The organism is Mycobacterium sp. E740 (genome assembly GCF_001672895.1).
Lineage (GTDB): Bacteria > Actinomycetota > Actinomycetes > Mycobacteriales > Mycobacteriaceae > Mycobacterium.
In genome coordinates this window covers 1-9863 of sequence record NZ_LZKP01000116.1, presented here as the reverse complement: position 1 = coordinate 9863, position 9863 = coordinate 1, and the positions used below count along the sequence as shown (strand labels likewise).

At 69.4% G+C, this 9863-nt stretch carries 9 protein-coding genes and 1 pseudogene; 5 read left to right on the top strand and 5 right to left on the bottom strand.

The features are described 5' to 3' along the window. Both A5663_RS11270 and cofD read right to left on the bottom strand, forming a co-directional pair. Nucleotides 1-1099 (bottom strand): coenzyme F420-0:L-glutamate ligase (locus A5663_RS11270; protein WP_068148228.1); only part of this gene is annotated, 1099 nt, incomplete at its 3' end. Further along, nucleotides 1096-2115 carry a 2-phospho-L-lactate transferase gene (gene cofD, locus A5663_RS11265; protein ID WP_068148225.1) on the bottom strand — a complete coding sequence of 340 codons (1020 nt, stop codon included), beginning with the start codon at nucleotides 2113-2115 and terminating at the stop codon, nucleotides 1096-1098. The genes A5663_RS11270 and cofD, both read right to left, overlap by 4 nt. A gap of 451 nt (nucleotides 2116-2566) precedes the next feature. Between cofD and A5663_RS11260 the strand changes: the two genes are divergently transcribed. After that, on the top strand, nucleotides 2567-2827 hold the full coding sequence (locus A5663_RS11260; RefSeq protein WP_231976756.1) for a WhiB family transcriptional regulator: 261 nt from the start codon (nucleotides 2567-2569) through the stop codon (nucleotides 2825-2827). A gap of 9 nt (nucleotides 2828-2836) precedes the next feature. Here the strand turns inward: A5663_RS11260 and A5663_RS11255 are convergent, their stop codons facing one another. Continuing rightward, complete coding sequence (locus tag A5663_RS11255; protein ID WP_068148232.1) at nucleotides 2837-3259, bottom strand: metallopeptidase family protein; 423 nt, start codon at nucleotides 3257-3259, stop codon at nucleotides 2837-2839. A 158-nt stretch (nucleotides 3260-3417) separates the two neighbouring features. On the opposite strand from A5663_RS11255, the gene A5663_RS11250 reads away from it, so the two are divergent. From A5663_RS11250 to manA, 4 genes and pseudogenes are all read left to right on the top strand, one after another. Then, the gene (locus A5663_RS11250; RefSeq protein WP_068148219.1) at nucleotides 3418-3837 is read left to right on the top strand and encodes a DUF3499 domain-containing protein; all 420 of its coding nucleotides are present in this window, start codon (nucleotides 3418-3420) and stop codon (nucleotides 3835-3837) included. A gap of 66 nt (nucleotides 3838-3903) precedes the next feature. Then, a complete protein-coding gene (locus tag A5663_RS11245) occupies nucleotides 3904-5301 on the top strand; it encodes a phosphomannomutase/phosphoglucomutase (protein WP_068148217.1) in 1398 nt (465 codons plus the stop codon). Continuing rightward, a complete protein-coding gene (locus A5663_RS11240) occupies nucleotides 5298-6398 on the top strand; it encodes a TobH protein (protein WP_068148216.1) in 1101 nt (366 codons plus the stop codon). The genes A5663_RS11245 and A5663_RS11240 overlap by 4 nt, the downstream gene beginning before the upstream one ends. Nucleotides 6399-6402: 4 nt before the next feature. Next, nucleotides 6403-7628, top strand: a pseudogene (gene manA, locus A5663_RS11235) (mannose-6-phosphate isomerase, class I). A gap of 10 nt (nucleotides 7629-7638) precedes the next feature. Here the strand turns inward: manA and A5663_RS11230 are convergent. After that, on the bottom strand, nucleotides 7639-8598 hold the full coding sequence (locus A5663_RS11230) for a DUF808 domain-containing protein (RefSeq protein WP_068148214.1): 960 nt from the start codon (nucleotides 8596-8598) through the stop codon (nucleotides 7639-7641). Then, the coding region (locus tag A5663_RS11225) for an NAD(P)/FAD-dependent oxidoreductase (protein WP_068148212.1) at nucleotides 8595-9863 on the bottom strand (1269 nt) is incomplete at its 5' end. The genes A5663_RS11225 and A5663_RS11230, both read right to left, overlap by 4 nt.

Below are 9863 nucleotides of genomic sequence, written 5' to 3'. Positions count from 1 at the left end.
CGGCGGCGGTGCGTTCGGCGTCGGGATAAGTGTGCGCGCCGTCGGGCACCAGGAACGGGACCAGGACTTCCGGTGCGTCGTAGAGGATCCGGCCGCGATCGACGCGACGTTCGACCGCGTCGGCGGGCCGCCCGTCCGCGCTCAGATCGGCGCGCCACTTGTCTCTCATCCGATCGAGCAGCGCGCCTCTTCTGGCCGGATCCTGCAACCACACGAAGCGCACCGGCCTGGTGTGGTGCGGCGCGGGCGCGGTAAGCGCTTCGGCGACAGCGGCTTCCACGAGTTCGGCTGCGACGGGTTCGGTGCTGAAGTGGCGCACCGAGCGGCGCAGCAGCTGTGCCTGGCTCCGTCCGAGCGCGATCGCCTCCTCGGTGCCCAGCCAGAACAAATCTTCTTCACCGGCCCGTACCAGCGTGCGCGCGGTCGATCCGTCGTCGGCCAGCCGAAGACCGCGCACCACTGCCACCGGGATGTCGGTCAGCTTGCCCTTCACCAGGTCCGCGGCGGCGGCGAGCTCGTCGGCCACGGCGATCTCGGTGACGATCAGTTCGTTGCCGTGCCGGTCGACGGAGCCGCCGTACCCGTGCAGGACGGTCAGCCCGGCCGCCCCGATCGCGACGTCGGTCTGCCCGTTACGCCATGCCCGCCCCATCGTGTCGGTGACGACGACGCCGACCCTCACCCCGAGGCGCTGTCCGAGCGCCGTCCGCAGCGCGGCGGCGCTGGCGTCGGGATCGACTGGCAGCAGCGCGAGTTCGGCCGAGTCGACGTTGGACCCGTCGACCCCTGCGGCGGCCTGAACCAGCCCGATGGTGTTCTCGGTGATCAACGTGCGGCCCTTGCGGGCCAGGACGCGTACCGCCTCGGAGTCGATAAGCTTGCGCCGCAGCGCGTCGCGCTCGTCCGGGTCGGCCGGCGCGTCGACGATGCGGCCCTCGCATTTGGACAGCACCTTGCTGGTGACCACGACGATGTCGTCGTCGCGCAGCCACGGTGCGGCCGTCGCGATCGACGCGGCGAGGTCGTCGCCGGGGCGGAATTCGGGCAGCCCGGGCACCGGGAGCAGTTCGACCGCCGCTGCAGACCCGTGCTCTGTCACGGCTTGACTCCGGCCAATTCCATTCCGGCGCGGACCATTTCGGCCGTCACCGCGGGATCGGACATCAGCAGCGGCACGGACCGCACCTCGACTCCGTCGACGACTGCCCGGTCTTCAGAGTGCACCAGCCAACCATCGAGAATTCCTACACCGGAGCGCGCACCGTAGTGCCGGCCGACGGCCTCGGAGGTGCTCTGAACGCCGATCACCGACAGACATTCATCGGCCATGCCGCGCAACGGCTTTCCACTGACGATCGGCGAATAGCCGATCACCGGCGCGGCGGTCGACCGCAGCGCACCGCGGATCCCCGGCACAGCGAGGATCGCGCCGACGCTCACCACCGGGTTCGACGGCGCCAGCAGCACGATGTCGGCGGATTCGATGGCCTCGGCGACGCCCGGCCCGGCGGTGGCCGCCTCGGCTCCGACGAACGCGAAACTGTGCGTCGGCACCTTCGCGCGGTGGCGCACCCACCACTCCTGGAAGTGGATCGCGCGCTTCTCGCCGGCATACTCGCCGGGCCCGGGATCGGTGATGACGACGTGGGTTTCACTGCGGTCGTCGCTGGCGGGCAACAGCGTCGCCCCCGGCGACCACCGCTTGCACAGTGCCTCGGTCACCTGAGACAGCGGATAGCCGGCGCGCAGCATCTGGCTGCGCACGAGGTGAGTGGCCAAGTCGCGGTCGCCCAGGCCGAACCAGTCCGGCTGTACGCCGTAGGCGGCGAGTTCCTCTTTGGCATGCCAGGTTTCGTTGCGGTGGCCCCAGCCGCGCTCGGGATCGATGCCGCCGCCGAGGGTGTACATGCACGTGTCGAGATCGGGGCAGATTCGCACCCCGAACATCCAGGCGTCGTCGCCGACGTTGACGACTGCGGTCAACTGGTGCTCATCAGTATCATCAGTCGCAGCAGCATCTTTCGCCCCACTGAACTGCCCGAGCCCCAGCAGGCGCTGCACACCCAGCAGAAAGCGGGCGCCGCCGACGCCGCCGACGAGAACGGTGACCTTCACATCGACCGAGCGTAGGCCGTTGCGGCGAAGGCGGTTCGGGCAGCCGGTTCTCCTCCGATGAGGCCGGCACGGGAGTGTGACAGACACGCCGAGTCAACGACTCGCCGAAATTCGATCACGGAATGGTATGAATTCCTGTTCCAGAGCTTGACCGCGGCAGCTCACGCGTGTGTAATCACAGCAGTGTCATTTCCCGGTAGGCCATCCGGTTCCGGTGCCGCAGACCGAGATTCGATCACTTGTTCGAATTGCATGGGTCCCACTTTCCGGTGGGGCGCAAATAGGGGATCAACGAGATCAGGTGAGGAGGCGGAAGATGTCTTTTGAGTACGGCGATTTCGATCGTTTGGTTCGGTTCGACAACCGATTCCTCGGCTCAGTGGACAGCGCCCCGCACGCCAATCCGGGACCGGCACCGATTGAGACGCCACGGCGTCCGCAATTGAGTCTCGTGCCAGACCCGGTTGATGTTGCGCCGGCGCTCACACCAGAAGACGAGCTGTGGCAGGAGCGCGCGTTGTGCGCTCAGACCGATCCCGAGGCATTCTTCCCCGAGAAGGGTGGCTCGACGCGCGAAGCCAAGCGCATCTGCCAGGGCTGCGAGGTGCGCGACGCGTGCCTGGAGTACGCACTGGCACATGACGAGCGTTTCGGCATCTGGGGCGGCCTGTCCGAGCGCGAGCGGCGTCGGCTCAAGCGCGGAATCATCTGAGCCGCGGGCTCACTCGTCGTCGATCGTCGGGTCGATGACAGACGGCTCGACGCCCAGATACGTGGCGACCTGAGCCACCAGGATTTCATGCAGCAGGTCCTCGAGTTCGGCGGAGTCCTTGGCTCGTCGCTCGATAGGCTTGCGGAACAACACAATTCGCGCCCGCGTGGCGTTACCTCGAACGTCGACTCCAGCCGGGATCAGCCGGGCCAGCGCGATCGGCCCGTCGGCGATCACCTCCGGCGGCCACTGCACACTGTCCGGATCCTTGGGCGAGATGCGCGGTATCTCGTCGACAGCGACGTCGAGCGTCGTCAGCCGGTCCTGCCAGCGCCGCTCGATCGGTTCGTACGCCTCGAGCACCGCCATGTCGAACCGCTCGGCGCGACTGCGCCACCCCGGAACCGTCGGGGGAAGCAGTGGCCCGCGCATGTCGCGGCCGCGGCGTGAGCGCGGATATCCCCCCTTGGCCATCGCGTCGGTGCTCCTCTCGTGCGCGACGAACGCCGATCGTAACGGTTCGAGATCGGCCGCCCGCAGGCTGCGCGTGTCCGGCGCCGCCCGGCGCGCGGCCACGATAGCCTTCCGCTGTGAATGTTCCCCGTCGCTGCTGCCGGCCCGGGTGCCCGCATTACGCGGTCGCGACGCTGACCTTCGTCTACGCCGACTCCACGGCGGTCGTCGGGCCGCTGGCCACGGTGGCCGAACCGCACTCGTGGGACCTGTGCGTGGTGCACGCCGGTCGCGTCACCGCGCCCCGCGGCTGGGAACTGGTGCGGCACGCGGGCCCCCTGCCGTCGCACCCCGACGACGACGACCTGGTCGCGCTCGCCGACGCCGTCCGCGAGGGCCGCGACCTCGCTCCGCCGATCAACGGAGTCGCCGCTGGCTTCTCCGATCCGGTCACCGGCGTCACCGGCGGTTCGGTACTGGCGCCGCCGGCGCGCCGGCCGGAGCCCAACGGCCGCCGCCGGGGCCATCTGCGGGTGCTGCCCGACCCCACCGACTAGCTCGCGTGCACGCACTGCCGGGCTACTAGGCTGGCGCGAGCAGTAGTCCACGTCACGAGGAGTCATATGTCCCGGCCCGCCGCGGCTGTTCATCGCGTCATCAAGGCGTATGACGTGCGCGGCCTGGTCGGAGAAGAACTCGACGAGCGGTTCGTCGGCGACGTCGGTGCCGCGTTCGCCCGGCTCGTGCGCGACAACGCCTCGCAGGTGGTGATCGGTTACGACATGCGGGAGAGTTCGCCCGCGCTCGCGGCGGCGTTCGCCGAGGGGGTGACGGCGCAGGGCCTCGACGTGGTGCGGATCGGGCTGGCCTCGACCGACCAGTTGTATTTCGCGTCCGGGCTGCTCGACTGCCCCGGTGCGATGTTCACCGCCAGCCACAACCCGGCGGCCTACAACGGGATCAAGCTCTGCCGGGCGGGCGCCAAACCGGTCGGCAACGACACCGGGCTGTCGACGATCGCCGACGAGGTCATCGCCGGCGTACCCGCCTACGACGGCGCGCCTGGCAGCGCAACCGACCGCGACGTGCTGGCCGAGTACGGCGAGTTCCTGCGCTCGCTCGTGGACCTGTCGGAGCTGCGCCCGTTGAAGGTCGCCGTCGACGCGGGCAACGGCATGGCCGGCCACACCGCGCCCGCGGTCCTCGGCGCGGTCGCGGGCGTCACCCTCTGTCCGCTGTACTTCGAACTCGACGGGACCTTTCCCAACCACGAGGCCAACCCGCTGGACCCGGCGAACCTGGCCGATCTGCAGGCGTACGTCATCGAGACCGGCGCGGACATCGGGCTGGCGTTCGACGGTGACGCGGACCGGTGTTTCGTCGTCGACGAGAAAGGGCATCCGGTGTCGCCGTCAGCGGTGACCGCGCTGGTCGCCGCACGGGAACTGGGTAGGGAGATCGGCGCCACGGTGATTCACAACCTGATCACCTCGCGGGCAGTGCCCGAGCTCGTGGCCGAGCGCGGCGGTACGCCGGTGCGCAGCCGCGTCGGGCACTCCTATATCAAGGCGCTGATGGCCGACACCGGTGCGATCTTCGGCGGCGAGCACTCGGCGCACTATTACTTCCGCGACTTCTGGGGCGCCGACTCCGGCATGCTGGCCGCCCTGCATGTGCTGTCCGCCCTCGGCGAGCAGGACCGGCCGCTGTCGGAGTTGATGGCCGACTACCAGCGCTACGAGGCGTCCGGCGAGATCAACTTCACGGTCACCGACGCCGAGCGGTGCGTCGACGGCGTGCTCAAGGCGTTCGGCGCCCGGATCCACGCGATCGATCACCTCGACGGGGTCACGGTCGATCTGGGTGACGGCGTCTGGTTCAACCTGCGCATGTCCAACACCGAACCGCTGCTGCGGCTCAACGTCGAAGCCCGTAGCACCGAGGAGGTCGACGAGGTGGTGGCGGCGGTCTCCGAGACGGTTCGCGCCCAGAGTGCTTCGGAAGCCGAGGTCGCGACGTGACTGCCGGGCCGCCGGCCGCGGTGGTGGACCTCGACGACGTCGAGGCTCTGCTCGCCGCCGACCGCGACGGTCTGCTGCGCGCGGCCTCGACGGCCGGCGCCCAGGTGCGTGCCACCGCCGCCGCGCTCGACGAGGGAGAACTCGAATCGCTGCGGGCCGACGGCCCGCCCCGCACCCTGATCTGGGTCGCGGGCCGGGGGAACCCGGAGTCGGCCGGGTCACTGCTGGCCGCCGCGTTCAGCGCCTCGGTGACCGCGCCGATCGTCGTCGCCCCCGAAGTGCCGCCGTGGATCGGGCCGTTGGACGTGCTGGTCGTGGCAGGGGACGACCCGGGTGATCCCGCGTTGGTCAACGCCGCTGCCACCGGGGTGCGCCGCGGCGCCCGCGTCGTCATCGCCGCGCCGTTCGAAGGGCCGTTGCGCGACGTCGCGGCGGGCCGGGCCGTGGTGTTGGCGCCGCGGGTCTGGGTGCCCGACGACTTCGGTCTGGTGCGCTACCTGGCGGTCGGGCTGGCGACGCTGAACGTCGTGGACCCAGCGATGCACGTCGACCTCGCTGCGCTGGCCGACGAACTCGACGCCGAGGCGCTGCGCAACAGCGCGGGCCGCGAGCTGTTCACCAATCCGGCCAAGGCGTTGGCCGAGCAGATGTCGGACCGCGAGGTGGTGCTGGCCGGTGACAGCGCGGCGACGCTCGCGGTGGCCCGGCACGGCGCCGCTGTCCTGCTGCGCGTGGCCCAGCGTGTCGCCGCGGCGGCCGGCTTGGCCGACGCCTTGGTCGCGCTGCGCACCGGCCTGGGACGCACCGCGGCCGACCGCGAACGTTCGCTGTTCCACGACGAACAGATCGACGGCCCCCTTCCGCGCCGGGCGCGGACGTTCGTGCTCACGACCGATGCGGAGCGACCACTCGTCGTCGCCCGTACCGCCGGGCTGGATGACGTCGATCTGATCAGTGCACAAGACGTGCCCGAACTGCCCGAAGGAGCCGCCGTACCGGATGCGTCGACGGCGGTGGGTCGCCTCGAACAGCAGTTGGCGATGCTGGCCGTGCGGTTGGAGATGACCGCCGTGTACCTGAAACTAGTCCGAGGTTAGGCACGTGCACCTGCTACGCGGAGCGGTACGGACCTATGCCTGGGGTTCGCGCACCGAGATCGCCGAGTTCACCGGAAGGCCAAGTCCCACAGCGCATCCCGAAGCTGAGCTGTGGTTCGGTGCCCATCCGGGCGACCCGGCGATGCTGGAGACCGAGGACGGTGAGCGCTCGCTGCTGGGCGAGCTGCGCGCAGACCCCGAGGGACAGTTGGGTCCGGCCGTGTGTGCGCGCTTCGGCGACATGCTGCCATTTCTGGTCAAGGTGCTGGCCGCCGACGAACCGTTGTCCCTGCAGGCGCATCCGAGCGCCGAGCAGGCGGCGGAGGGTTTCGAGCGCGAGAACAGACTCGGTATCCCGGTCTCGGCGCCCAACCGCAACTATCGCGATCCCAGCCACAAGCCGGAACTGATTGTGGCCCTTGGCGAATTCGAGGCGCTGGCCGGCTTCCGGCCCGCGGCGGGGACCATCGAGTTGATGCGCGCGCTCGGGGTCACCGATCTCGACCCCTTCGTCAACCTGCTCTCCGGCCAGCCCGACGCCGACGGGCTGCGTGCGTTGTTCACCACGTGGATCACCGCGCCGCAACCGGACCTCGACGTGCTGGTGCCCGCGGTGATCGACGGGGCCATCCATTACGTCTGTTCGGGCAGAACCGAATTCGCGGCCGAGGCCAGGACCGTGCTGGAACTCGGCGAGCGATATCCCGGCGACGCGGGAGTGCTGGCGTCGTTGCTGCTGAACCGCATCACGCTGAGTCCTGGCGAGGGCATCTATCTGCCCGCCGGCAACCTGCACACCTACCTCAACGGCATGGGGGTGGAGGTTATGGCCAACTCCGACAACGTGTTGCGCGGCGGGCTGACCCCCAAGCACGTCGATGTCCGGAGTTGTTGCGTGTCCTCGATTTCACGCCCGCGCTCGACGTCGTGGTCCGGCCCGAGGAGGTCGAGGACGGCATCGAATCGGTGTACCGCACACCGGCGCCGGAGTTCGCGCTGTCGGTGCTGCACATCGACGGCGACCGGGTCGGCCACGAGATCGATGCGCCGACTCGCCACGACGGTCCGCAGGTACTGCTGTGCACCGAGGGCTCGACCGTCGTGCATGCCAAGGGCGGCACCGTGACCCTGGACCGGGGGGCGGCCGCATGGGTGCCGGCCGACGAGGGCCCGATCCGGCTCGCGGCGACGCAACCGACCAAGCTGTTCCGCGCGACCGTCGGAATCTGACGCGCGCCGCTCAGTGCGACGTGTCGCGCTCGGCGCGGTGACCGAACGGCAGCACGTGCATGATCGCCACGATCACCGCGCCGACGGCCAGCCCGACGACAGCCGAGGCGGCGGTGTTGACCAGCCAGCCCAGCAGCGCCCCTACCCCCTGGACCGCGTGATGGACGAAGTCCTCGGCGTGGTGGACCAGCCCGTAGGGCGCGTGCCAGCCGACGTCGTCGCTCCCGACGAGCAGGATGTGGCCGCCCACCCACAGCATCGCGACCGTGCCGATGACCGACAGCGCCGCAAGCAGTTTCGGCATCCCGGTGACCAGGCCGCGGCCCACCTTCTGCACGAACGACGACGAACGCTGGGCGAGCCGCAGCCCGATGTCGTCCATCTTCACGATCAGGCCGACCACACCGTAGACCGCCAGCGTGATGACGATCGCGACGACGATCAGGATGATCAACCGCGGCCAGAAACGTTCAGTGGCAACCTCGTTCAGCGCGATCACCATGATCTCGGCGGACAGGATGAAGTCCGTGCGAATCGCGCCCGCGGCCATCTTGTTCTCGGCATCCGCACCGACCGCGGTGGTGGGCGCGGCGTGCTTGTCGTGGGCACCATCTTTATTGATGCGGCCCCACACCTTCTCGGCGCCCTCGTAGCACAGGTACGTCGCGCCGACCATCAACAGCGGTGTCAACAACCACGGCGCGAACTGGCTGAGCAGCATGGCGGCCGGCAGGATGAACAGCAGCTTGTTGCGCAGCGATCCGATGGCGATCCGCTTGATGACCGGCAGTTCGCGCTCAGCGGTGATCCCGTGCACGTACTGCGGGGTGACGGCGGTGTCGTCGACCACCACACCCGCGGCCTTGGCCGTCGCCCGCCCGGCCGCGGCGCCGATGTCGTCGACCGACGCGGCCGCCAACCGGGCCAGGGCCGCCACGTCGTCGAGAAGCCCGAACAGCCCTGCGCTCATCGCGTCCTCGTCATGGTCACCAAATTACCGGGCGAGTTTCCGCCGGCCCGTTTCTCGGCCAGCCACAGCCGCATGTTGTGCCGGATGGTGCGACCGACAAGCCGCGGCGAGGGCACCATATAGAGGCTGTCGAGCAGGCTGAAGCGGCGCAGGAACCATTCGGCCAGAACAGGATCCGTCTCCGCCGCGCCCAGGAACTGGTCGAACAACCCGCCCACCGGCTTGTACCACCACTTGGACTCCCCGCTCGCGTTGTGCAGCGCGAGGTCACCGATCGCCGTCATCACCCACACCGGCCACGTCGTCTTCGCCGTCGCCTTCGCGAGAGCGGCCGCGACATCGGGGCGACCCGACTCCAGGACCGTGCGCAGGTTGCCCGCCTGGATCGCCGTCATCGTCATGCCCTGGCCGAAGGTCGGGTTGAAGCTCACGACCGCATCGCCGAACGGGAAGATGCCGGCGGGGAAGCGTTCGAGATCGTCGTAGCGGCGCCAACGGCTCGTCGGGTACTTGTGGAACGCCATTTCGCCGAGCGGTGTGCCCTGCCGCAGCGCGGCCGACACGTGAGCGGGCAGGATCTCGTCGGCCAAATCGAGGATCTGCGCCACGTTCTGCGGAGGCTCGGCCTTGCCGGTGCCGAAGGTCGTGACGTTCCAGTTGCCGTCCTCGTAGAACAGCATGCCGAGGCCGAGCGGCTGGGCGCGCGAAGCGCCTGCCACGACGACCTTTTCGGCGAGCAGACCATCGGGGACGTGAAACTGGTGGCTGGCGTAGGCGATTCCGACGTCGACGGTCTCCTCGACCGGTCGCTCGTAGCCCCACTTCTCGAGCCACACGGGCAGCCGGGTGCCTCGGCCGGTCGCGTCGACGACGAGGTCCGCGGCGACCGTTTCACCGGAATCGAGCAGCACACCGGTCACGCGTTGGCGCGCCGTGTCGAAGGTCGGTTCGGTCACCGCGGCCGCGACGATGTCGACGTTGTCGATGTCGTTCACGCGCTTGCGGATCTGCCATTCGAGTTGTGGACGGCTCGGGACGTAGGCGGTGAACTCGTTCTGCAGCCGGTGCGCGGTGCCCAGCACGTGGCCCGCGGCGCCGAAGTGGATACAGTCCGGGCGGTTCTCCAGCATCGGGACACCGTCGGCCACCATGTCGGCGAGCAGCCCGGGAAAGTGGCTCTCGAACTCCTCGGCGCCGCGAGCCATCAGCAGGTGGACGTGCCGGCCCTGGGGGACCGCGGCGCGGTTGGCCGGGCCGTCGGGAAG